General features: G+C 62.1%; 16 protein-coding genes, 3 rRNA genes and 2 riboswitches. Of the genes, 11 read left to right on the forward strand and 8 right to left on the reverse strand.

All coding sequences use genetic code 11. The features are described 5' to 3' along the window. Positions 1 to 54 precede the first annotated feature (54 nt). From NFG57_RS06600 to NFG57_RS06615, 4 genes are read right to left on the reverse strand one after another with little or no spacing between them, the layout of a single operon-like run. Positions 55 to 885 (reverse strand): SDR family oxidoreductase, encoded by an 831-nt coding sequence (locus NFG57_RS06600; RefSeq protein ID WP_348815728.1) that lies wholly within the window; start codon positions 883 to 885, stop codon positions 55 to 57. Beyond that, positions 873 to 1,643 carry an iron-containing redox enzyme family protein gene (locus NFG57_RS06605; protein ID WP_348815729.1) on the reverse strand — a complete coding sequence of 257 codons (771 nt, stop codon included), beginning with the start codon at positions 1,641 to 1,643 and terminating at the stop codon, positions 873 to 875. The genes NFG57_RS06600 and NFG57_RS06605 overlap by 13 nt, the downstream gene beginning before the upstream one ends. Next, complete coding sequence (locus NFG57_RS06610) at positions 1,640 to 3,274, reverse strand: AMP-binding protein (protein ID WP_348815730.1); 1,635 nt, start codon at positions 3,272 to 3,274, stop codon at positions 1,640 to 1,642. The genes NFG57_RS06605 and NFG57_RS06610 overlap by 4 nt, the downstream gene beginning before the upstream one ends. Next, positions 3,267 to 4,010 carry a thermostable hemolysin gene (locus NFG57_RS06615; RefSeq protein ID WP_348815731.1) on the reverse strand — a complete coding sequence of 248 codons (744 nt, stop codon included), beginning with the start codon at positions 4,008 to 4,010 and terminating at the stop codon, positions 3,267 to 3,269. The genes NFG57_RS06610 and NFG57_RS06615 overlap by 8 nt, the downstream gene beginning before the upstream one ends. Before the next feature lie 164 nt (positions 4,011 to 4,174). Between NFG57_RS06615 and NFG57_RS06620 the strand changes: the two genes are divergently transcribed. From NFG57_RS06620 to NFG57_RS06630, 3 genes are all read left to right on the forward strand, one after another. Next, positions 4,175 to 4,849: an SOS response-associated peptidase gene (locus tag NFG57_RS06620; protein ID WP_348815732.1), complete on the forward strand. Its 675-nt coding sequence runs from the start codon at positions 4,175 to 4,177 to the stop codon at positions 4,847 to 4,849. A gap of 98 nt (positions 4,850 to 4,947) precedes the next feature. Further along, positions 4,948 to 5,046, forward strand: a riboswitch (TPP riboswitch). Positions 5,047 to 5,093: 47 nt separating this feature from the next. Continuing rightward, positions 5,094 to 5,903 (forward strand): 3-oxoacyl-ACP reductase, encoded by an 810-nt coding sequence (locus NFG57_RS06625; RefSeq protein WP_348815733.1) that lies wholly within the window; start codon positions 5,094 to 5,096, stop codon positions 5,901 to 5,903. Beyond that, a complete protein-coding gene (locus tag NFG57_RS06630; protein WP_348815734.1) occupies positions 5,903 to 7,192 on the forward strand; it encodes an LLM class flavin-dependent oxidoreductase in 1,290 nt (429 codons plus the stop codon). Before NFG57_RS06625 ends, NFG57_RS06630 begins: the two co-directional genes overlap by 1 nt. Before the next feature lie 115 nt (positions 7,193 to 7,307). Here the strand turns inward: NFG57_RS06630 and NFG57_RS06635 are convergent, their stop codons facing one another. Further along, positions 7,308 to 8,753: a sodium:solute symporter family protein gene (locus tag NFG57_RS06635; protein WP_348815735.1), complete on the reverse strand. Its 1,446-nt coding sequence runs from the start codon at positions 8,751 to 8,753 to the stop codon at positions 7,308 to 7,310. Between the two features lie 80 nt (positions 8,754 to 8,833). Further along, positions 8,834 to 8,936, reverse strand: a riboswitch (TPP riboswitch). Between the two features lie 59 nt (positions 8,937 to 8,995). Further along, positions 8,996 to 9,784: a hypothetical protein gene (locus NFG57_RS06640; RefSeq protein ID WP_348815736.1), complete on the reverse strand. Its 789-nt coding sequence runs from the start codon at positions 9,782 to 9,784 to the stop codon at positions 8,996 to 8,998. 171 nt (positions 9,785 to 9,955) lie between these two features. Between NFG57_RS06640 and NFG57_RS06645 the strand changes: the two genes are divergently transcribed. The 7 genes from NFG57_RS06645 (at position 9,956) to NFG57_RS06675 (ending at position 20,660) form a co-directional block, all read left to right on the forward strand. After that, positions 9,956 to 11,665, forward strand: coding sequence for a diguanylate cyclase (locus tag NFG57_RS06645; protein WP_348815737.1), 1,710 nt, complete (start codon positions 9,956 to 9,958; stop codon positions 11,663 to 11,665). A gap of 754 nt (positions 11,666 to 12,419) precedes the next feature. Continuing rightward, positions 12,420 to 13,957: ribosomal RNA gene (locus tag NFG57_RS06650) — 16S ribosomal RNA — on the forward strand. Positions 13,958 to 14,197: 240 nt separating this feature from the next. Continuing rightward, positions 14,198 to 17,203, forward strand: a 23S ribosomal RNA gene (locus tag NFG57_RS06655). Positions 17,204 to 17,309: 106 nt separating this feature from the next. Beyond that, positions 17,310 to 17,425 (forward strand): 5S ribosomal RNA (gene rrf / locus NFG57_RS06660). Together the 16S, 23S and 5S rRNA genes form the textbook arrangement of a ribosomal RNA operon. Positions 17,426 to 17,794: 369 nt before the next feature. After that, on the forward strand, positions 17,795 to 18,673 hold the full coding sequence (locus tag NFG57_RS06665; RefSeq protein ID WP_108447577.1) for an MBL fold metallo-hydrolase: 879 nt from the start codon (positions 17,795 to 17,797) through the stop codon (positions 18,671 to 18,673). A gap of 151 nt (positions 18,674 to 18,824) precedes the next feature. Further along, entirely contained in the window at positions 18,825 to 20,003 is a 1,179-nt protein-coding gene (locus NFG57_RS06670; protein ID WP_348815738.1) for an aminotransferase class I/II-fold pyridoxal phosphate-dependent enzyme, read from the forward strand. 168 nt (positions 20,004 to 20,171) lie between these two features. After that, positions 20,172 to 20,660, forward strand: coding sequence for a DUF2938 family protein (locus NFG57_RS06675; protein WP_348815739.1), 489 nt, complete (start codon positions 20,172 to 20,174; stop codon positions 20,658 to 20,660). Here the strand turns inward: NFG57_RS06675 and NFG57_RS06680 are convergent. Together NFG57_RS06680 and NFG57_RS06685 are read right to left on the reverse strand one after the other, a co-directional pair. Continuing rightward, complete coding sequence (locus NFG57_RS06680; RefSeq protein WP_348815740.1) at positions 20,647 to 21,699, reverse strand: cytochrome c; 1,053 nt, start codon at positions 21,697 to 21,699, stop codon at positions 20,647 to 20,649. The genes NFG57_RS06675 and NFG57_RS06680 overlap by 14 nt on opposite strands. A 330-nt stretch (positions 21,700 to 22,029) precedes the next feature. Continuing rightward, entirely contained in the window at positions 22,030 to 22,980 is a 951-nt protein-coding gene (locus NFG57_RS06685; protein ID WP_348815742.1) for a LysR family transcriptional regulator, read from the reverse strand. A gap of 251 nt (positions 22,981 to 23,231) precedes the next feature. On the opposite strand from NFG57_RS06685, the gene rhmD reads away from it, so the two are divergent. After that, on the forward strand, positions 23,232 to 24,416 hold the full coding sequence (gene rhmD / locus NFG57_RS06690) for an L-rhamnonate dehydratase (RefSeq protein ID WP_213230559.1): 1,185 nt from the start codon (positions 23,232 to 23,234) through the stop codon (positions 24,414 to 24,416). The last annotated feature ends 25 nt before the right edge of the window (positions 24,417 to 24,441 follow it).

The raw sequence follows: 24,441 nt of genomic DNA on the forward strand, positions 1-24,441 counted from the left end.
CAGACTAAAACCCTTGTGCAGCACAAGGGTCAAGGCGATACGGACGTCGGCTGGTCAGTCCTGGATAACCTGCGCAGGGGCATCCAGGTGGCGGGATATATCGGCTCGGGACCGGGCGATAGCGCGATCGACGAGGGTGGGGGCGATGGCGTTGATCAGGGCGAACAGGCGCTCCTTGCCGCCGAGGACGGCGCGACGCTGGCCTCTTGTCAGCTGCTTGATGATGGCATCGGCCACGCGCTCGGGGCTGTCCACGGTATTGCCCAGGGCCTCGTTCATGGCCTCGGCGTCGGGGCCGTTCATGGCGGTCCGGGTGGCGCGGGGGGCCAGGTACTGCACCCTGACCGAGGTGTCTTCGAGCTCCCGGGACAGCGCTTCGGCGAAGCCCTTGAGGCCGGCCTTGCTGGCGCAGTAGGCGACATAGCCGGGGTGGCCGATATGCCCCAGCAGTGAGCCCACGAACAGCAGGTTGGCGCTGGGTTGTCCGAGAAACAACGGCAGCAGGGCCTGGGTCAGCAGCAGGGTCGAGGTCAGATTGGTATCGAGCACCCGGGTGACGTCGTCTGGCGAGGTTTCGCGAAACCAGCCGAGATGATTGATGCCGGCCAGGTGGACCAGCGTCGAAGGGCGCTGCTCGGGTGCTGCCTGACTTAGCTGGTCGAGTAGCCGCTGGCGGCCCATCGCGGTGGTCAGATCGACGCCAGCGACGAGGGTGTGTCTCGAGGCAGCCTTGCCAAGCTCGCCCGCCAGGGCGCTGAGCTTGCCCTCATCACGCCCTGCCAGCCACAGGCTGGCGCCTTCGGCGTCAAGCCGCTTCACCAGGGCCGAGCCGATGCCGCCAGTGGCGCCGGTCACCAGAATCCTGCGCTCGCTCAGTGATGGCATGAGTTTGCCTCCAGCGCTTCGTCCGTCCAGTGCTCGGCGTCTCGCAGGGCGGCGTCATGGACCGCGCCATAGAGGCGATAGAAGGCGCGGGCCGAATGGATGATCTGGGCCTGCTCCTCGGTGTCGGTGATGGTGTCCATCAGTTCGGCGAAGAAGGCCATATGGGAGATGTCCAGTTCGCCGTGGGAAAACAGGTAGTGGAAGGCGTCATCGGTCAGGCCCAGACTATCGCGGATGGCCCTGCCGGCGGTGCTGGCCGCCGAGGTGCTGGTACCCTCGAGCACCAGTACCATGCCGAACATGGCCAGCGGATGGCGCCGTCTGATGCTGTCGTAGGCGTAGGACACCATCCATTCCGTCTCGAACAGCGGTGGGCGTGAACGCGCGTGGTGCCGATCGACGCCGGTGGACTCCAGGTCATCGAGTATCCAGTGTTCGTGGCCCTTTTCCTCGTCGATGTACTCGGCGATGGCCATGCGCAGGTTGTCGCGCAGCACGAAGTTCGGAGCGGACAACTCGGCGCCGCAGGCCATCATCAGTGAGACGGTGTGGCGTACATGGTGATAGGCCTGGGCGAGAAAGGCGCGATATTCGGGCAGCGTGATCTTGCCACCCTGGGCGCGCCCGATCAGTTCCCCTCCCATCAAGGCTTGGCGTTCGTCTTCGGTGGCAGCGAGCAGGTGGCGGTAGAAACCGTCGGGCTTGCCGTTGTCGACAGGTGGCGAGGTGACGATCGGGGTATCGGTCAGCGTATTCATGGGGGTGGGGGTTCCTGTGGGTATGAAGGGAGGCCGTCGGCGGCGGAGGAAAGCGCTGCTGACACCTGCTCATGGCCGGGGAAGGTTCTGGCCACAAGCCGCTCGATGTCGCAGCGACGGCGGATCTGAATGCTGGCCCGGCGCAGGCGCCCGTTGGCGGTGAGTTCGTTGCTGGCGATCGACAGCGGCTCGGCGACGCCTGGCAGTTGCCGTAGCAACGACTGCCAGCCACGGATCCTGGCGTAGTCGGGCAGGCGCTGATTGAGCGCGGTGATGTGGGCTTCCAGGCGGGGGGGCTGGATAGCGGCTGAAGGACTAAGGAGCGCCAGCACCCCCGGCAAGCCTTCGCCGAAGACGAAGGCACGATCGATACCGTCGATGAGCTCGAGCTCCGCCTCGAGCCACTCGGGACAGAGATTGCGTCCGTTCGACAGGATGATGACGTTGCGCTGACGCCCGTCCAGGCGCCAATGACCGTCCGCCAGGCGGTGACCGAGATCTCCGCTGGGCCAGGGCATCTCGGGTGACGGAACCTGATGATCGGACGCCAGATAGCCCAGCATGCGACGACCGTGGACCAGCAGTTGCCCCTGCTCATCGGTGCTTAGGCGCAATCCCTTGAGGGGGCACCCGACACGGCCATCCTGGGGCTCGTCCGGGCGGCTCAGACAGACCACCGAGCCCATCTCGGACATGCCGTAGCCCTGGGCGACAGGGAGTCCCAGCTGGGTTGCCTGTTCGAGCAGGCGGCGGGGCACCTGGCCCCCGCCCACGGCGACTAGCGACAACACCTGTTGCCAACCGTTTGCCGCAGATTGATGTGAGGCCAGGTGAGTTAGCGCCTTGAGCAGCGCCGGCACCAGAATCAGGCTGTCGGGTCGGCGCTTGGCTAACCAGCGTTGCCACTGGTCGGGGTCTAGCGTACCGCTGCCATGTAGCCCGGTAAGATCGGGCGTATCGATAACGATCGTGGCGCCTCGCCAGAGGGCGAAGAGTGCGCCTGCCAGATGTTCGAGCAGCACCGCCATGGGCAGCACCACGCCGTGACGATGCAGGGTTACACCTGCAAGGCGCTGTTCCAGCCCTTCAATGACCGACTCGAGATGAGGCCCGGACACGCAGACCCCCTTGGGGGTGCCGGTGGTACCGGAGGTAAAGGTGATCAGTCGCGTTCCGTCCGGCAGTGGCGCGGGCGTCGAGGGGCGCCGGAACAAGGCGATGGACAGGCCGGCCGGAGCGTCGAGTGGCTGGCGCTTGAAGTCGTTGGCGCGGGCAGATGGCAGCCAGGCGTCCAGCGGGCTGTCATGCGCGAGCATAAGACCGTCCAAGCCGGTGGTGTCGAGCAGGTGGTTGAGCTGTTGTTCGCTGAAAAATGCAGGTATCGGGGTGATCGGCAGGCCAGCCCGCCAGGCAGCTAGCTGGGCGACCAGCCAGCCAGGAGAGTTGTGACCCAGCAGGCCCAGGTGGGAAACGCCCGACTGCTCGAGTTGGTGCGCGACAGCGTCGATGGCTGCCTCCAGTTGCCGGGCGGTAAGTCGGATGTCGGCGCCATCCGGGGTTTGCCCGAGCAGGCTCTCCGCATCCGGCGACAGCCTCGCCCTTTGGCGCAGGCGCTGGTGTAGCCTATCCATGGGGCATGTCCCCGGCCGCGGAGCAGGCGTGGACATGGGGTAGCGCCGGTACGGGATCTGCCGCCTCCGGGGCAAGCTGTGCTGCGCCGGCGAGAAGCAAAGCGCCGAGCGGGGTGGCGCGCATGCTGTTGGCCACCTCGAGGGGGCGAATCACCACAACCCTGGGGTCCCGCTCGTAATACCGTCCCCAGTCCACAGGATTGTCCAGGCAGTGGCGATGGGCGCGACCGATCGTGTGCATCTCGATGCCGAGCCGGGCGAGGCCGTTGCGCACGTCCCTGGACGCCGTCACCACCAGCCAGTCGATGCCCAGTCGCTCGAGCACCACCACCAGCGACAGCATCAGCCGTCGGCCGGCGCCTGGCGATGCGCTGGCCAGGGCGCCGACCTCCATGACCTGGTGGCGCGGCGGCGCAAGGTTGCAGAGGCCACGAGTGGCGAGCACCATCTCGACAGGTGCCTCGAGGTAGTGTTCCACCATGAGAGGGCCTTCATCGGCACGCCTGAGCCCCGTGGTGGCGACCAGCGCGCCATGGGGGTCTCGCAGTGTCAGCAAGCGCTGGTAGGGGTTGCTGATGGAGGCATTGTGATGGAGACGATAGACGTCGGAGATGAAGGCGTTTGCCTCACCCAGCCGCTCCGGGGACGTCCAGCACAGGCCGGAGGGCATGTTCGGCTCGGGAGCATCCGTGTGGGCTGTCGTCTTCGAGGCCGATGCTGCGATTGCCGGGGCCATGTCATCGCGTCCTTGAAAGAGGAGTTGATGGCAAGGCTAGGCTGCCTAGCTTAGCGAAAACTTAACGTTCGCAGATGACTAACCTGTAGCGCGCACAGGTGGCCTGAGTGGACGCAAGAGATGGTGCTAGGCTGATCCTGCAGGGTCCGGTAAAGGAGGTATCCATGTGCGGCCGTTTCGCCTGTTACACACCTTTTGCTCAGCTGGCGGCGCTGATGCGCTTGCCGGTGGCGCCGCGCCTGCCCGAGCAGGAGCCGCAACCTCGCTACAACGTCGCGCCGGGCACCTGGATCACCTCGCTCGCCATGGAGGGGGAGGGTGTACCTTCCTTTACCTCGATGTGGTGGGGTTATCGACCCCACTGGGCCCAGGCCGGGGCGCCGGAGCCGATCAACGCCACCGTGGAGAAGGTCGCCACCTCGCGCTATTTTCGTGGGGCCTTTGCCCGCCATCGCTGCCTGGTGCCGGCGGACGGCTGGTACGAGTGGCTGCCGGGCGAGACCGGCAAGCAGCCTTATTTCTTGTGTCGTGAAGATCGCGCGCCGCTGTGGCTGGCGGCGATCTTCAGTGAAAGGGACGACGGCAGGCCGGGCCTTGCCATCCTTACCGAACCCGCCCGGGGCTGCGCGAGTGAGGTGCACGCCCGGATGCCGCTGGCGCTGGACGACGGCAGCCTTGAACCCTGGCTCGATCCTGCCCTGAGTGATCGCGACGTCATGCGCCAGACGGTGCGGCATCTACCCGCTGGCGCCTTCGAGGCATGGCCGGTCTCGACCAGGGTTAATCGGGCGGGAGAGGAAGGAAGTGACTTGATGGAAGCCGTCCAAGCACCGGGCTGAGCGTCGGGTCTGAAGCGCCCGTCTGCATGCCCTGGCTGCGGTGATGTTCCAGGTGCTGCGCGGCTTGTCCGCCCCGCGCCGATGGGCTAAGGTCGAAGGCGCATGGCACGGGGTGTCCCGCACGATAGCGGGGCTGAGAAACACCCGTCGAACCTGATCCAGTTCATACCGGCGAAGGGATGTCAGCGCAGTCGTCAGTCCAGGGGTCGGCGTGCGTTCCTCGCCTCGACCAAGGACCCGCCAGATGACCCTTTCCGACGCCTCACGCGCTACCTCCGCAAGCCCGCCCGCGCTTCCTATTTCCCGCCAGCTGGTCGTCGTCACCGGCGCCGGACGTGGCCTCGGTGTCAGCCTGGCGCGCAGCTTCCTCGAGCAGGGCGCGCGGGTGGTGGTCAACTATCGACGCAGCGAAGAGGGCGCCAAGGCGCTGGTAGCCGACTATCCCGAGCAAGCCCTGGCGGTGGCCGCCGACGTCTGTGATCGCAGCGCCGTCGATGCCATGTTCGCGCGTGCCCGCGAGCACTTCGGCGCACCGGTCACCACCTTGATCAACAATGCGCTGCCGGACTTTGCCTTCAACGGCGACGCCCGCCCCGGTCCCGACGAGCTGACCTGGGAGCACCTCGATCATCAGCTTCAGGGCGTCGCCCGGGGGGCGCTGAACACGGTGCAGGCGGCGCTTGCCGGCATGCGTGAGGCCGGCTTTGGTCGCATCGTCAATATCGGTACCAACCTGTTCCAGAACCCGGTGGTGCCCTACCACGACTACACCGCCGCCAAGGCGGCGCTGCTGTCGCTGACGCGCACCCTGGCCCACGATCTGGGCCCGGACAACATCACCGTGAACATGATCTCCGGGGGCCTGTTGCGCACCACCGATGCCTCCCGCGCCACGCCGGAGGCGGTGTTCGATCTGATCGCCGCCAGCACACCGCTGCGACGGGTGACCACGCCGCAAGAGTTTGCCGACGCCGCACTGCTGTTCGCTTCACCCTGGTCGCGGGCGGTCACCGGCCAGAACCTGGTGGTCGACGGCGGACTGGTGAAGGACTGATGGCCAACATGCACCTGAACCTGTTCATCATGGGCTGCGGCCACCACAAGGCGGCCTGGCGTCATCCCCGTTCCAGCGTCGAGCGCCTGGCCGATATCCGCTACTACGAGGAGCTGGCGCGGCTTGCCGAGCGGGGTCGCTTCGATGCGGTGTTCTTCGCCGATGGCCACGCCGCGGGCAACGTCGCCGACGGTCCACTGTGGACCCTGGAACCTCTGACCATGCTGGCGGCCATGGCGCGGGCCACCGAACACATCGGGCTGATCTCGACCGTCTCCAGCACCTTCTATACGCCGTTTCATGCTGCACGCATGCTGGCCTCTCTGGACCATATCTCCGGCGGACGCCTGGGCTGGAACCTGGTGACCTCGATGTTCGACAGCGAGGCGCGCAACCATGGGCTCGAGGCCATGCCAAGCCACGCCGAGCGCTATGCCCGGGCGGAGGAATTCGCCAATACCGTGCTGGCGCTGTGGGACTCCTGGAGTGACGACGCCCTGGTGAGGGACCGCCAGGGCGATTACGTCGACGCCAGCCGGGTCAGACCCGTTCACCATCACGGCGAGCACTTTCTGGTGGATGGCCCGCTGACGGTGCCGCGTCCGCCCCAGGGCCACCCGGTGCTGTTCCAGGCCGGCGCCTCGGATCAGGGCCGTGACCTGGCCGCGCGCTACGCCGAGGCCATCTACGCGGTGGCCTACGATCTGCCCTCTGCCCAGGACTACTACCGCGATCTTCAGGCCAGGGTAAAGGCCGCGGGCAGACCGAAGGTCGCGATCATGCCGGGGCTTGTCACCTACGTCGGCTCCACCGAAGAGGAGGCCAGACGCAAGCAGCGGGAGCTCGACGAACTGTTGCCGGTGGACAGCTCCCGGCGCCAGTTGAGTCAGTTCATCGGCCAGGACGTGAGCGACTGGGAGCTCGACGCCCCGGTGCCCGAGTTGCCGCCACTGGAGGCCTTCAGCGGGCCCAAGGGGCGCTACGCCACGATTCTGCGGATCATCGAGAGCGAACGACCGACGCTGCGCCAGTTGCTGGGACGGCTCGCCGCCGGTGGCGGCCACTGCACCATGGTCGGCACCCCGGAGCGTATCGCCGACGAGATGCAGCGCTGGGTCGAGCAGGGCGGGGCGGACGGCTTTAACCTGATGCCGCCGTCGCTGCCGGACAGCATCGAGGACGTGGTCGAACAAGTGGTACCGGAACTGCAGCGCCGCGGGCTGTTTCGACGCGAGTACCAGGGCCGCACCCTGCGCGACCACCTGGGGCTGGCGCGTCCCGGGCGCTGATGAGCCGGAACTGCCAGGGCCCTTGATCGCCAGGCCTTGAAACGACAACAGCGGGACGCGTCAGCACGTCCCGCTGTTTCTTGTCACACCTTGCCAGGCTGTCAGCGTGGCGGTGTCAGCTCTGGAAACGCCGCACCAGACTGCCCATGCGGGTGAAGTCATAGTCCTGGCGGGATGGCAGCAATTTCATTAGCACCAGCGAGACCAGCACCGGCACGAAGGCCGCCAGCAGGAAGGATTCCAGCAGGGTGGCGGTACCGCCGCTGGGAGACGGGAACATCGCCAGTCCGGCGACTAGGCCCGCAGCGGTGCTGAGGACCGCGTTGCGCCCGTCGTAGCGGCGATTGAACAGACCGAAGAACACCGGGAAGGCCGCCGCCGAGCACAGCAGGTCCGCCAACAGGAACAGATAGAGCACGCTGTAGCCCTGGGCTGCCACCCAGGTCACCGGCACCGCTGCGGCGACGATCAGCCAGCGTGCCAGGCGCATCAGGGTGGCTTCGCTGGCCTGGGGCAGCAGCCGGTGCATGTCGACGGCGATGATGCTGGAGGTGGCGTTGACGGTAGTGTCGGCGCTGCTCATCACCAGGGCCAGACCCAGCGGAATCAAGGCCAGGGCGAACCACAGCGGCACCTCGGACAGCAGCACGCTGAACAGCGCCACCGAACCGTCTCCCTCGAGCCCGAGGCCGACGAAGGCCAGGCCGAACAGGCCCATCAGCACGATCACCGGGAAGTTGAACAGCCCTGCGATCCAGAAGCCCCGCCGCAGCACCTTGCTGTCCCGGGCGGCGTAGATGCGCTGCCAGGTGCCCTGGTAGAACAGGCCGGTCAGCATCACCGCGATAAAGAACGTCAGACCGGCACGCAGGCCACCGGCATCGGTGACATCCAGCAACTGGGGCGCACGCTCCTGCAGGCCCTCGAGCGTCGGCGCGACGCCGCCGGCGGCCTGCCAGCCGAACACCAGCAGCAGCGCCAGCAACGGCAGGATCACCAGCATCTGTACCTTGTCGGTGAAGATGGTGGTGCGCAGGCCGCCGTAGAAGGTGTAAAGCAGGGTCGCGATCATCACCACGCAGGCGGTCAGCCACAGCGGGATCGGCGCCAGCAGGGTGACCATATGGGCGATTGCGGTGAGGCCTGCCGCCAGCGAGATGAACAGATAGAACAGCATGATCGTCAGGGTGAAGGCGTACATGGTGCGCCCGTAGCGATGGATCACGAACTCGGTGAGGCCGTGGCCTTCGGGGATCAGCTCACGCATGCGTCGTCCCAGCGGGATCATCACCAGGCGCGGGACCATGGAACCCAGCGCATAGCCCAGTACCGCGCTGATGCCGCCCCAGGTGGCCGCCTGGGCGGGGCCGAACAGGATCCAGGTGCCCAGGGTGGTGGCCACCAGGGTCAACACCGTGGCGCGGGTGTTCTGGCTGTTGCGAGCCGAGATGTAGTCATCCAGGCCGCCCTGACGACGTCGGGCGTAGATCAGGCCGGGGATGGCAAAGATGGCGGCGCATAGCAAAAGCCACAGCGCCGTCCAGGTGGGATCGAGCATCATCGAAAGAAGACCTCTTTCTTGTCGTTGTCCGCAGGGACCGGTGGACAGGCGGGACGAGCGGCGGACAGGAAGAAAGAGGAGATAGCGCAACCATCCTTCCCTTCGCCGGCATGACCCGGATCAGGTTCAAAGGGTTACCGCGTGATGCGGAATCTCAGCCGTCAGGCTCCCCCAGGAATGCGCACAGCGTAGGACCGCCTCCGATGGCTGTCAATTGGCGCTTTGGCCGCAGCGACGGGGCGTCAGACGGTGGGCGAGGTGCGCAGGCTGTGCCAGCCATCGTAAAGCCAGTTCGCCGCCCGGCGTGGATCGATGTCAGCCATCGCCAGATAGCCATGACAGCAGGCCTCGCGGCTCGCTCGCGCAATGGTCGAGGCGTCGGTGGCGTCCATCACCAGGGTGCGTCGGTGCCCGCCGCCGCCGTGCAGGAAGGGGGCCGCGGGCGCGCGCTGGAACTCGACGCCTGCCGGCAGGGGCGCTGTCGAGTGATGCGTGTCGGGGTAGTCCGGGGCGCACAGGATGACCTCGAAGCCGAGCCGTTGTCCCTGGCGCGCCAGGTCGGCATTGACCGGGGAGTGGCCGGTCAGCACCAGACGCAAGGCCGGCTGGATCAGCACCTCGACGACGTCGTCGCCGATCTGGACCAGCGGACTGGTTGGCGTGGGTCGCTGCAGGTTCATGGACGTACTGCCCAGGCTGACGCGGCGAATCAGCGATGGCTGGCCGGCGAGCGTTGCATGGATGACCTCCAGGTGCACCAGGATGTCGCTGCTCGGTGACAGGCGCTCGACCAGACAGGGGGTACCGTCGTTGGCGTTGTTGTCGATATTGACCAGGCAGGCGCCGCCGTCCCGGGTCTGGGTCAGCAAGATGGGCTGTCCGGCGTACCCGGGGCCATCGGCATCGCTGGTGACGCTCAGGTGGGGGAAGGCGGGAGCAGGGGTGTCCAGGCGCGTGCACAGCCAACTGGTATCCCCGCGATTGGCCAGCGTCAGGGCGTGTTCGATGGCGACAAGGTCCTGGTGGATCATGGGCAGCTCCCGCGGCGGTGTCGGCGACGCCAGCATAACGTGGAAGCGGGCAAGCGAAATAATCCGGCATCTATAAGCATCTTTTCATAGTCTAGAGAAGACGGCACGCGTGCCGCCAGGGTATTGACCTGCTGCCGGTCCAGGGCAGGGCTTACGCAAGGAGTTGTCCTCATGGAGCGTTTTGCCTGGGTGGAAGAGGCATTGGTGTCGTCCGGAACGGTGCTGGTACGCCTGACGCCGGAGTTGCAGGTGCACGACGTGGTCGGTGATGCCGTGCGCGTGCTGGGCGAGCCTGGAGAGGTCTGGATCGGGCGGGGGCTGGCAGAGCTGCCTGGCGAGGCCGCGGCGGTCGCCGAAGCCTGGGTCTCCCGGGGTGCCGTTCACGCTGCCAAGCCTTCGATGCCGCTGGAATTGGGCGATGGTAGCTGCTGTCGCCTGGCCGATGGTGGGCTGGTGCTGCGACTGTCGGCTCGGCAGAAGGCAAGCCGCGGTGTCATCGCGCGGATGGCCGACCACCTGCCGGTGATGGTGGCCTACGTCGACCGCGACTTCTGCTTCCGTTTCAACAATCGTGCCTACCTCGACTTCATCGGCCAGCCTGCCGAGGCGCTGATGGGGCAGCCGGTGTCTTCGGTGCTCGATGCAGACTCCTACGCCAAGATCCGGCCACGTTTCGACCTGGCGCTGGCGGGGCAGGAGGTCAGCTACGAGGATTCCCTGGTGCTCCAGGACGGTCGCCAGATCTACTTCAAGGTCCACTATCTGCCGGACGTGGTGGAAGATGAAGTGATGGGCTTCTACGCCATCATCCAGGACGTCTCCGAGTATCGCTCGATGATCCAGTTGTTACGGGATGTCCATACCGGGGTAAATCGCACCGATATCGGAGTATCAGAGATCGTCGACATGCTGCTGCGTGACGCCTTGAGCTACCTGAGGCTGGATATCGCGCTTGTCAGTCAGGTCGAGGGGGAGCGTTACACGGTGCGCTGGGCGGCCTCGGATAATGCGCCAGTAGGGGCCGGCGACAGCTTTGCACTGGGTGACACCTACTGTCGGCTGACCCTCGACGCCGATGACGTCTTCCATACCCACCGCGCCGGGCAGGACGAGCGAGTCAAGGGCCACCCCTGCTACGAGAACTTTCAGCTGGAGACCTATATCGGTGCACCGCTGCGGATCCAGGGCAAGGTCTGGGGGACGCTGAACTTCTCCAGTCCGTCGGCGCGGCGGCACGCCTTCAGCGAGGTCGACATCGAGTTGGTCCGACTACTGGTCGGGGCCGTCGAACGTGTCATTTCCAACGAGATGGAGGTCGAGCGTATTCGCCTCGAACGTGATCAGCTGGAAGACCAGGCGATGACCGATGCCTTGACCGGACTCCCCAATCGAAGCCAGCTGGATCGCCACGTCACCCGCCTGATCGAGGAATGCGACAGTGGCGGGATGGTGTTCTCGCTGGCCGCGGTCGATATCGACTTCTTCAAGCAGGTCAATGATGGTTTCGGTCACGCGGCCGGTGACCAGGTGCTCACCTGGCTGGCGCAAACAGTAGCCAACTGCCTGCGTGATGGCGATCTGGTGGCGCGCACCGGCGGCGAGGAATTCGTGGTGGTCATGCGGCGCACCGCCTTGCCCGAGGCGATCAAGGCGGCCGAGCGGGTGCGTCGCGCGGTGGAAGGGGGGGGAATCACCCTGTCGGATGGACAGGCGATTCGCATCACCATCAGCATCGGCGTCAGCCAGTATCGCAAGGGGGAGGGGTTTGCACCGCTGTTCGAGCGCGCCGACCGGCGCCTGTACAGCGCCAAGCGCAGTGGTCGCAACCGCGTGTGCGCCGCGACGGACGGAGAGTCGTCGCAAGAGGCCTCCCGCGTCTAGTCGCTGAAACATGAAAAGAGACCTCTACTGAGCAAGGCGGTGCGGTGCTGAATTGAATGCCACGGCGGGCGGATCGAGGATGGCCTCGAGAGATTGCAAGAGAAGCTTGTTAGCCGCTGTTCGACATGCTGAATCCTGCACCTGCGGAATCGAGAAGGATCTCGCAGTGTGGCTGATGTCATTCAGATGACGGCGGTGTGAAATTTTTTCACACGAAGTGCTTGCCAAGGCCGGTCCCAATCCGTAAAGTACGCATCCGCTGCCGGCGACGAGCAAACGTCACAGGCGGTGAAGGGTGGTAAAAGTGATTGTTTTAAAAAGGCTTTTTCAAGTCTTCGAAAAATTCTCCACTTGACGGGCAACGAGAAATCGGTAAAATGCTCGCCACTCGATCGGAGTCGCCAGGACGGCATCGCAGGATGCGCGCCAGGCTCGCTTCGCTTTCTCTTGGGTCCTGCAGGCATCGCTTGCACGGCGAAAAAAGAAAGCCTTGACGAAGCGCTTCGATTCTGTAGAATACGCCTTCCTCGCAGGGCGCTGCGACAAGCCTTCGGGCTGCGGCGCAGCAAAGCGAGACGCTCTTCCGGCTGGTTTGGCCGAGGGCACGCTCTTTAAAAATTGATCAGGTAATTCATGTGGGCGCTTGCCGATGAGTCAGTGACACTGTCACTGAAATATCAAGGCAAGCGACTCGTCAAACGAGACGTTTGAACCTTGAGCCAAGTTTGGTCCGCTTAACGGACTATCAGACTTTAAACTGAAGAGTTTGATCATGGCTCAGATTGAACGCTGGCGGCAGGCCTAACACATGCAAGTCGAGCGGAAACGATCCTAGCTTGCTAGGAGGCGTCGAGCGGCGGACGGGTGAGTAATGCATAGGAATCTGCCCGGTAGTGGGGGATAACCTGGGGAAACCCAGGCTAATACCGCATACGCCCTACGGGGGAAAGCAGGGGATCTTCGGACCTTGCGCTATCGGATGAGCCTATGTCGGATTAGCTAGTTGGTGAGGTAACGGCTCACCAAGGCTGCGATCCGTAGCTGGTCTGAGAGGATGATCAGCCACATCGGGACTGAGACACGGCCCGAACTCCTACGGGAGGCAGCAGTGGGGAATATTGGACAATGGGCGAAAGCCTGATCCAGCCATGCCGCGTGTGTGAAGAAGGCCTTCGGGTTGTAAAGCACTTTCAGTGAGGAAGAAAGCCTTGAGGTTAATACCCTCGAGGGAGGACATCACTCACAGAAGAAGCACCGGCTAACTCCGTGCCAGCAGCCGCGGTAATACGGAGGGTGCGAGCGTTAATCGGAATTACTGGGCGTAAAGCGCGCGTAGGCGGCTTGATAAGCCGGTTGTGAAAGCCCCGGGCTCAACCTGGGAACGGCATCCGGAACTGTCAGGCTAGAGTGCAGGAGAGGAAGGTAGAATTCCCGGTGTAGCGGTGAAATGCGTAGAGATCGGGAGGAATACCAGTGGCGAAGGCGGCCTTCTGGACTGACACTGACGCTGAGGTGCGAAAGCGTGGGTAGCAAACAGGATTAGATACCCTGGTAGTCCACGCCGTAAACGATGTCGACTAGCCGTTGGGCTCCTTGAGAGCTTTGTGGCGCAGTTAACGCGATAAGTCGACCGCCTGGGGAGTACGGCCGCAAGGTTAAAACTCAAATGAATTGACGGGGGCCCGCACAAGCGGTGGAGCATGTGGTTTAATTCGATGCAACGCGAAGAACCTTACCTACCCTTGACATCGAGAGAACTTTCCAGAGATGGATTGGTGCCTTCGGGAGCTCTCAGACAGGTGCTGCATGGCTGTCGTCAGCTCGTGTTGTGAAATGTTGGGTTAAGTCCCGTAACGAGCGCAACCCTTGTCCCTATTTGCCAGCGATTCGGTCGGGAACTCTAGGGAGACTGCCGGTGACAAACCGGAGGAAGGTGGGGACGACGTCAAGTCATCATGGCCCTTACGGGTAGGGCTACACACGTGCTACAATGGCCGGTACAATGGGTTGCGAATCCGCGAGGTGGAGCTAATCCCATAAAGCCGGTCTCAGTCCGGATCGGAGTCTGCAACTCGACTCCGTGAAGTCGGAATCGCTAGTAATCGTGAATCAGAATGTCACGGTGAATACGTTCCCGGGCCTTGTACACACCGCCCGTCACACCATGGGAGTGGACTGCACCAGAAGTGGTTAGCCTAACTTCGGAGGGCGATCACCACGGTGTGGTTCATGACTGGGGTGAAGTCGTAACAAGGTAGCCGTAGGGGAACCTGCGGCTGGATCACCTCCTTAAACGACACGTCATCTGACTGTCGGTAAGTGCTCACAATGAATTACCTGATCGATAGAGCGGTTAACGGAACTTTAAGTTGGACGTTTGTGCTTCATTAGCAAGCCACAAGCCGCCAGCTTAGAGTTTTGTGCTCTAATGCTCTTTAACAATGTATATCATGCTGACAAAGTAAGATACGTTTCAAGCGTATCCGGCAATTGTCGTGACATCATCGATTGACAGACCCTTTGGGGTTATATGGTCAAGCGATGAAGCGCATACGGTGGATGCCTAGGCAGTCAGAGGCGATGAAAGACGTGGAAGCCTGCGATAAGGTTCGGCGAGGTGGCAAACGACCTGCGACCCGGACATCTCTGAATGGGGAAACCCACCCAAGGTAACTTGGGTATCTCATGTTGAATATATAGACATGAGAGGCGAACCGGGGGAACTGAAACATCTAAGTACCCCGAGGAAAAGAAATCAACCGAGATTCCCCTAGTAGCGGCGAGCGAACGGGGACCAGCCCTTAAGCAACACAACTGGTAGGTGAACAGACTGGGAAGTCTGGCCATAGTGGGTGATAGCCCCGTAACCGAAACCTGAGTGTTGTGAAATCGAGTAGGTCGAGGCACGTGAAACCTTGACTGAAGACGGGGGGACCATCCTCCAAGGCTAAATACTCCTGACTGACCGATAGTGAACCAGTACCGTGAGGGAAAGGCGAAAAGAACCCCGGAGAGGGGAGTGAAATAGATCCTGAAACCGTATGCGTACAAGCAGTGGGAGCCAACTTGTTTGGTGACCGCGTACCTTTTGTATAATGGGTCAGCGACTTATTTTCAGTGGCGAGCTTAACCGTATAGGGGAGGCGTAGAGAAATCGAGTCTTAACTGGGCGACCAGTCGCTGGAAATAGACCCGAAACCGGGCGATCTATCCATGAGCAGGTTGAAGGTTGAGTAACATCAACTGGAGGACCGAACCAGGATCTGTTGAAAAAGATTTGGATGACTTGTGGATCGGAGTGAAAGGCTAATCAAGCCCGGAGATAGCTGGTTCTCCTCGAAAGCTATTTAGGTAGCGCCTCACGTATCACCGCCGGGGGTAGAGCACTGTTTCGGCTAGGGGGTCATCCCGACTTACCAACCCGAGGCAAACTCCGAATACCGGTGAGTGCAAGCGTGGGAGACACACAGCGGGTGCTAACGTCCGTTGTGAAAAGGGAAACAACCCAGACCGTCAGCTAAGGTCCCGAAATCCTGGTTAAGTGGGAAACGATGTGGGAAGGCTTAGACAGCTAGGAGGTTGGCTTAGAAGCAGCCATCCTTTAAAGAAAGCGTAATAGCTCACTAGTCGAGTCGGCCTGCGCGGAAGATGTAACGGGGCTCAAACCAGGTACCGAAGCTACGGGTGTGTTCGCATCACTTAAGGTGATTCGATAGTGTCAGTTCGCTACCATCGCGAAGCGATGGCAAAGCGCTTCCCGAACGTTGAGTCGGGCAGGGCAAGGTGAACGGCCTGAGTCATTTTAAGGATGCGAACACGCGGTAGAGGAGCGTCGTGTAAGCCGATGAAGGTGTGTTGAGAAGCATGCTGGAGGTATCACGAGTGCGAATGCTGACATGAGTAACGACAAGGGGAGTGAAAAACTCCCCCGCCGGAAGACCAAGGGTTTCTGTTCGACGCTAATCGGAGCAGAGTGAGTCGGCCCCTAAGGCGAGGCCGAAAGGCGTAGTCGATGGGAAACGGGTCAATATTCCCGTACCTCACAGTATTGCGATGGGGGGACGAAGAAGGCTAGGTGAGCCAGGCGTTGGTTGTCCTGGTGAAAGCCGGTAGGCTGAGGATTCAGGTAAATCCGGATCCTCAAGGCCGAGAGGCGAGACGAACTGACTACGGTCAGGAAGTCATCGATGCCACGCTTCCAGGAAAAGCCTCTAAGCTTCAGATACTGTGAGACCGTACCCCAAACCGACACAGGTGGTCAGGTAGAGAATACCAAGGCGCTTGAGAGAACTCGGGTGAAGGAACTAGGCAAAATGGTGCCGTAACTTCGGGAGAAGGCACGCCGCATTAGGGTGAAGGTCCTCGCGACCGGAGCCTGACGCGGTCGAAGATACCAGGTGGCTGCAACTGTTTATTAAAAACACAGCACTCTGCAAACGCGCAAGCGGACGTATAGGGTGTGACGCCTGCCCGGTGCCGGAAGGTTAAGTGATGGTGTTAGCTCACGCGAAGCTCCTGATCGAAGCCCCGGTAAACGGCGGCCGTAACTATAACGGTCCTAAGGTAGCGAAATTCCTTGTCGGGTAAGTTCCGACCTGCACGAATGGCGTAATGATGGCCACGCTGTCTCCACCCGAGACTCAGTGAAATTGAAATCGCAGTGAAGATGCTGTGTACCCGCGGCTAGACGGAAAGACCCCGTGAACCTTTACTACAGCTTCACACTGGACGCTGATGTTGCTTGTGTAGGATAGCTGGGAGGCTTTGAAACCCTGTCGCCAGATGGGGTGGAGCCAACCTTGAAATACCAGCCTGGCATCATTGGCGTTCTAACTCAGGACCGTAATCCGGTTCGAGGACCGTGTGTGGTGGGTAGTTTGACTGGGGCGGTCTCCTCCCAAAGAGTAACGGAGGAGCACGAAGGTACCCTCAGCACGGTTGGAAATCGTGCAGTGAGTGCAAGAGCATAAGGGTGCTTAACTGCGAGACAGACACGTCGAGCAGATACGAAAGTAGGTTCTAGTGATCCGGTGGTTCTGTATGGAAGGGCCATCGCTCAACGGATAAAAGGTACTCCGGGGATAACAGGCTGATACCGCCCAAGAGTTCACATCGACGGCGGTGTTTGGCACCTCGATGTCGGCTCATCACATCCTGGGGCTGAAGTCGGTCCCAAGGGTATGGCTGTTCGCCATTTAAAGTGGTACGCGAGCTGGGTTTAGAACGTCGTGAGACAGTTCGGTCCCTATCTGCCGTGGGCGTTGGAGATTTGAGAAGCGCTGCTCCTAGTACGAGAGGACCGGAGTGGACGTACCTCTGGTGTTCCGGTTGTCACGCCAGTGGCATTGCCGGGTAGCTATGTACGGACGGGATAACCGCTGAAAGCATCTAAGCGGGAAGCCCCCTTCAAGATGAGATCTCCCTGAGGCCTTGAGCCTCCTAAAGGACCCAGCAAGACCAGCTGGTTGATAGGCCGGGTGTGGAAGCGCTGCAAGGCGTTGAGCTAACCGGTACTAATGGTCCGTGAGGCTTGACCATATAACACCCAAAGGGTTTTGGTCGATGATGTCTCGAATTAATTGACGGATACGTGGGACGTATCGAGCAGGACTTTGTCAGTATTGATGTACATTGCCTTTTTCCGCCTGACGACCATAGCGAGTGGGAACCACCTGATCCCTTGCCGAACTCAGAAGTGAAACCGCTCAGCGCCGATGGTAGTGTGGGGTCTCCCCATGCGAGAGTAGGTCATCGTCAGGCATTTATTCAGAAGAAGCCCGGTTATCGAGAGATAATCGGGCTTTTTCATATGCATGGGAAGACCCCTCTCTTTATATGTGGGGCCGCGCCGATAACCCCCTCGGCGCGGTCCGGCCGCTCGCAAGCTCGCGTCGTTCGTCACCCCTTGCGGCGTTGCCGCAAAAGCTCGGGGTGACTCACCCCCATGCGAGCGAACTTGTTGTCTAAGCGTCATCGTCAGGCATTTATTTAGAAGAAGCCCAATTCCAGGAGGAGTTGGGCTTCTTTCGTTTCTGCTTCCCATGCGGAATGCTGCTCTGGATGGAACAAAGGTGCTAAAGAAAGATCGAAATGGCATATTCATCGTACACAGAGCGAAGGAGGTGCCAGATGCAACGAATTCGTCATTCCGAGGGGCGGCCACAGGTGACGGGGTTCTTCGATACCGCGACATCGAGCGTCCAGTACGTGGTCACGGACCCCGATACCAGACGGTGTGCCATCATCGATCCGGTGCTTGATTTCGATGCGGCCTCCGGTGCGACGTCCACCGCCAGCGCGGATGAACTGCTTGGCTACGTGAAGGAGCACGGCCTCGAAGTGGAGTGGGTGCTGGATACCCATCCCCATGCCGATCATCTGTCGGCGGCGCAGTATCTCAAGCAGCAGACGGGGGCGCCGACGGCGATTGGGCAGAAGATCACCGAGGTACAGGCGCTGTGGAAGGATATCTATCATTGGCCGGAGCTGGCCTGCGACGGTAGTCAGTGGGACAGGCTGTGGGCCGAGGGGGATCGCTTCTCCATCGGTAGTCTCGAGGTCGAAGTGATGTTCTCTCCCGGGCATACCCTGGCGTCGGTGACCTACCGCGTCGGTGATGCTGCCTTCGTCCACGACACCCTGTTTCAGCCTGACTTCGGCACGGCCCGGGCAGACTTTCCCGGTGGCGACGCTCAGGCGTTGTGGCAGTCGATACAGGACCTGCTTGCCTTGCCGGAAGATACCCGCATATTTACCGGGCACGACTATCGCCCTGGAGGCCGGGAGCCCCGGTGGGAGAGCACGGTGGCTGAGCAGCGCCGTGACAACATCCATCTCCAGGGTCAGCACGAGGCCGGCTACATCGCCATGCGCAATGGACGCGACCAGGACTTGCCGATGCCTGCGCTGATGTTGCCGTCACTCCAGGTGAATATTCTGGGAGGGCGTTTGCCCAAGGCAGAGTCCAACGGTCGTCGCTACCTCAAGATCCCGCTGAACGCCTTTTAAGCGCCGCAGCGGCGGCTGAGAACGGCTTCCGAGACTGAACCCGTGAATATCTCGGCGGCGGGCGCTTGGGCATGCGTCTCTGGTGAAGTGTCTGCTTTCACGCTAGGTTGGTCAGACGGTGATTGGCTTGCAAGCTCACAAAGGAGGCAGCATGCCCCGTCTCGACCGCTATGGACTGGCGACGCGCACCATCCATGGCCAGCAACAGCGTGATCCCTTCGGCAGTCCCCATATGCCGATCTACGACACCACGACCTTCGCCTTCGATGATACGGCCTCTCTGCGAGAGGTCGGAGAAGGGAAGAAGCGTGGAGGATTTTATTCGCGCTATGGCATGAATCCGACGCTGTACGCCCTCGAGGATGTGTTGGCAGGACTGGAGGGGGCCGAGGCCGCCCTGAGTTTCAGTGCAGGGATGGGGGCCATCAGCGCCTTGCTGCTGGCCCACGGCAAGAAAGGGGTGGTGGGCTACGGTGAGATCTACGGTGGCACTCTGGGGCTGATGGCGAAGGGGTTGCCAAGCCTCGGTTATCCCGTCGACCTGGTGTTGGGCGATGAAGGCGACGCTCTCGAGCGGAGGCTACGCGAGGGCATTGGTCTGGTCTTCGTGGAGACACCGAGCAACCCGACCCTTGCCATCACCGATATCGAAAAGCTGGCTAGGCAGGCGCACGCCCATGGCGCACTGGTGGTGGTGGACAATACCTTTGCCACGCCGGTCAACCAGCTGCCGCTGCCACTCGGCGCCGATCTGGTGGTGCACAGCGCCACCAAATATCTGGGAGGGCACAGTGATCTCACCGCAGGGGCGGTGATGGGCACTCGTGCGTTGCTGGAGCCTATCGATTGGTGGCGTCAGTCCCTGGGCAGTGCACCATCGCCGCAGACAGCGTCATTGTTGTCGCGAAGCCTCAAGACCCTGTCGGTTCGAGTGGCGCAGCACAACCGTTCGGCGCAGACGATCGCCGAAGCGCTGCAATCGCATGCGGCAGTACGTCGTGTCCACTATCCTGGTCTGACGAGTCACCCCGGGCACGAGGTGGCCAGGCGGCAGATGCGTGGGTTCGGGGGCATGTTGACGCTCGAGCTGGAGGCGGACCTTTCGTTGACGGAGAAGATCGCGGAATCGCTTCGCTGGTTTGCCCTGGCACCAAGCCTGGGTGGCGCCGAAAGTCTGGTGACTCAGCCCCGCACGACCACCCACGTGGACTTGAGCGACGAGGAACGCCAGCGCAGAGGTATTTCGGACAGCATGTTGAGATTGTCGATAGGGCTCGAGGACGTGGAAGACCTGCTCGAGGATCTCGATCAGGCGCTGAGGCTTGCTTGAAGCAGCATGAAGAAGGCGGGGCAGGTCGATGCTATCTCGGCACGGCGATCGTCTTGCCTGTATTTTTGAGCCTGGCCTGCGCGCGTCGGTGGTGACGCCGATCGTGTGATGGGCGCTTATGCCTTCGGCTCCAGGGCGATTGATGGAGTCCAGTGTCAGGAGAAAGGGATGTTCGATACGCTTGGTCTTGCCCTGGTGATCGGTGTCGGCGGGACGGCGCTGCTGGATCTGTGGAATTGGCTGTTGAACAAGTCGATAGGGCAACCACTGCCACCCTGGCATCTGGTCGGCCGCTGGTTTTCGGGCTTGCCCAAGGGGAGACTGGTCCATCGGCAGGGGATCGCTTCCTCGCCTGCGATCGGCGGGGAGCTCGCCATCGGCTGGATCATGCACTACGTCGTGGGCGTGAGCTTTGCCTTGGCGCTGTTGTTGGTGTGGGGAGATGGCTGGGCGTTGGCACCGACCTTTGGCCCGGCCTTGATCGTGGGCCTGGTGACGGTAGGCGCGGGCTGGTTCATCCTGCAGCCTGGCATGGGAGTGGGGGTTGCCTGCTCGGGCGCTTCCAACCCGAGCCTCGCCCGCATGAACAACGTGGTGGGCCATATCGTCTTTGCCCTGGGCATGTATCTGACGGCGCGTCTGATCACGGCGGGCTGAGCAGATACCTCGGGGTGAAGCGAGGTTCCAGATAGACGGTCTGGGCCGTCAGAGCAATGCTCTCGAGTGCCTTGTTCAATCGCTCCGGTGTCAGATCGGCCCCCGCTGCAGCCAGGGCTTCTCCGAGCAGGGCGCCAAGGGCGTAGCCGCGCAGGGCTTCGGGCCCTTGGTCGTGGAGGGCGGCCCAGCTCAGGGCGTCCTGGTGCGGTATGGCGAGAATAACCTCATGGCCGGCTTCTGCCAGGGCAGCGGCGTGTTCGCCGAGATGATCCAGACAACCGACCAGGGTTCTGGGGGTGTCCAGCAGTTCACCATTTTCCAGTTCGTCGACAATATTGTCGCTGGCGACCAGGGTCACATCGGCTGCCGCCGAGAGCGGAAGACTCATGGTCATCAGCCGAAAGCGAAATTCATCGCCAGGGCGGCCGAGCAGGCCCACGCGCTGTGCGCTGGTATTGCGCACTTCCTTGACGGCGGCCACCAGGCAGGCCGTCTGCAAGCGCTCTTCCAGCCGGTCGTCGATCTCGGCCAGGGTCGTCAACACGTCAGGCCGCGTCGTCACCTCGATACGTCGACCAAAAGCGCCGCCCTGGCTATTGAAGGCAGCAATGGCCGCGCTGAAGCCGATATCCAGGTCCGAATTTCCGGAGATGCCCACCAGCACACGTGTGGGTTCGATGCCGGTGTCCGTCGCCGCCGAGAGCTGTTGCAGGTGGTCGATCAGCGAGTCCAGAACGTCGTCGTCCAGTGCGTAACGTGGCATCTGCGCAGACAGTCGGCGTTGATCGGGAGCGATGCCCTGACTCAGTGCCTTCAGCAGACTCGTTCGATCATAGCCAGGCTGGTGGTCTTCGCTGGTCAATGCCGTCCAATGGACAGCGGGTGCAGTGCCATCGATCCCCAGGCCATCGACACCGTGGCAGCTTGCACAGGAGGGATGAGGTGACTCGCCGTGGGTTCCCTGCTGGTAGAGGGTCTGTCCTGACGTCAGAGGAGGGGAGTCGGCGGCTCGGGCGGAAAGCACGATGCATGAGGCCATGACGGCAAGTCGAATGCTGGCTCTCAAGGCAGGGTGTCCTCCCGCTATTGCGTGTCCATGTACAGTAACGCAGCTTCCGAGTGACTGGGCAAGCTACCATCGTCCCCCCCCCGGCTCCTTGCTGCCCACACACTGTAGCCGGAATTGCCGACTCAGGGCGGCCGACGGCCGAGTTTGTAGTCAGTCGACGTAGCCTCTGTCGGATGCTAACCGACAACCTGTCGGTGCGACTCGAGGTGTTCCCGAAGCCGCCCGATTTGGCACGTACCGAACAAGAATTTGCCAATTGGGTCCGCCCGAAAATGACGTCCGTCCCAATGCTGGCGGTCGCTACCTGGCGTCTCCTGGACGAGCCCGACCGGCTAGCGTCCTCAAGCGTTCGCAAAGCGCTCTCGCTGGTTCACTGAGCAAGCTTCCCTTGCGGGTCATCAGGCCGTAGGGCGCCAGGGTGCGTCCTAGCGACAGTGGCAGGGCCTGAATACGGCCCATGGCCAGGTGTTCACTCAGCACGCTCTCCGACATCACCATCAGGCAGTCGCTGCGCTGTACCAACTGCAAGGCGGCGAAAATCGAGCCGCACTCGATCACGTCGCGGGGGGAGACCAGGCCTTGAACCTCGAACGCCTTTTCTACTGCCTGGCGAGCCGGTGTGCTCAGCGGTTGCAGCAGCCAGGGCCAGTCGTCCAGCAATGCGGACAGTGGAGGGAGCTCTGGCTCAAGCAAGGGGTGTCCGCGCCGCACGACCGTCAGCAGGGTTTCTTCGCCGAGCGCCTCGAAGTCGAAGGCGTTGTGTTGCGAGGCGGTGGTGTAGCGGGCAATGGCCAACTCTATCTTGCCCTGATCAAGCAGCTCAGCCAGTTGGTCACTGGTTTCACCCATCAGTCGTATCTGCAACAGCGGCCGGTCGCGCTTTAGCGCGATGATGGCATCGGCGACCAGATCTGGCGCTGCGCCCATGATGGCGCCCAACGCCAGTTGCCCCTGGCCGCCCAACTGGTGACGACGAACCTCCTCGGCACAGCGGTCGAGGCGCGCCAGAGCGTTGTCGGCAAAGTCGATCAGCATCTCCCCGACACCGGTAGGCAACATGCCCCGCGACGTGCGCTTGAACAGCTGGCAGCCAAAAGCCCGTTCGATTTCACCCAGCATGCGCGTGGCGGCCGGCTGGGACATGTGCATGGCGTCGGCGGTCTGGTGAAGGTTCCTGCGGCGACCGAGGGTCGCGATCATCAAGAGATGCTTGTAGCGCAGGCGTGCCAGCAGGGCCTGATAGGCCTCCATCGAATCTCCTTGGAGTGAGAAGTGATACCTAAAGATTATGAGCAGGTAGCGCCCGCCGATGCCTTAGACATTGGTCTAAACCATTATTGGAGAGCGGTAAGCGGGAGGTTGCCGAAGGCCGCCTAGGCACGGGCATTGCCCTCGTTCGATAACAAAAAGGTATCAGAAGAGCCGCCTTTTCGATTGGTGTCGACGACCACGAGTTGGCTAGAAAGGAGTCATTCCAAGCGCATTATCCGAGGAAGAATCGCATGACCGATGTCACCATCAAGCAGGTTCGCGCCTACACCGTTCGCGGCGGCGGTGCCGACTACCATGACCAGGCCGAAGGACACTGGATCGACGGGCAGATCTCCACACCCATGAGCAAGTATCCGGAATACCGGATGAATCGCCGCAGCTTCGGGCTCAATGTGCTGGGCACCCTGGTGGTGGAGGTGGAGGCCAGCGATGGCACTGTGGGCTTCGCGGTGACCACCGCCGGCGAGATCGGCGCCTTTATCGTCGAGCGGCATCTGGCGAGGTTTCTCGAGGGTCGCAAGATCACCGAGATCGAGAAGATGTGGGATCAGATGTTCAACGCCACCCTGTTCTATGGTCGCAAGGGCGTCGTGATCAACACCATCTCCGGGGTCGACCTGGCCCTCTGGGACCTGCTCGGCAAGGTGCGTGGCGAGCCGGTACACGAACTGCTGGGGGGCGCCGTGCGCGACGAGCTCCAGTTCTACGCCACTGGCGCGCGCCCGGATCTGGCCAGGGACATGGGGTTTATCGGTGGCAAGATGCCGCTTGCACATGGCCCTGCCGAAGGCAATGAGGGGCTGACCCGCAACCTTGAGCATCTGGCCGAGATGCGCTCGCGTGTCGGTGACGACTTCTGGCTGATGTACGACTGCTGGATGAGCCTGGATGTGAACTACGCTACACGACTGGCTCATGGAGCGAGCGAGCTGGGGCTCAAGTGGATCGAGGAGGCCCTGCCGCCGGACGACTACTGGGGCTATGCCGAGCTCAAGCGTAATGTGCCCAAGGGGATGCTGGTCAACACCGGTGAGCACGAGGCCACCCGTTGGGGCTTCCGCCTGCTGATGGAAATGGACTGCTGCGATGTCATTCAGCCTGACGTGGGCTGGTGCGGTGGGGTAACCGAACTGATCAAGATCTCGGCGCTGGCCGATGCCCACAACAAGCTGGTCGTGCCGCATGGCTCCTCGGTGTACAGCTATCACTTCGTTATCACCCGCCACAACAGCCCCTTTGCCGAATTCCTGATGATGGCGCCCAAAGCCGATGAGGTGGTGCCGATGTTCCATCCGCTGCTGCTCGATGAGCCAGTGCCGAGCCAGGGCCGCATGTCGGTGTCGGCGCTGGACAAGCCGGGTTTCGGGGTTCGCCTGAATCCCGAATGCGAGCTCAGCCGTCCCTATACCCATTGAGCAGCGGCGTCGATGGTGACGTTAG

The organism is Halomonas sp. H10-59 (assembly GCF_040070555.1).
In the GTDB taxonomy this organism is placed as follows: domain Bacteria; phylum Pseudomonadota; class Gammaproteobacteria; order Pseudomonadales; family Halomonadaceae; genus Halomonas; species Halomonas litopenaei.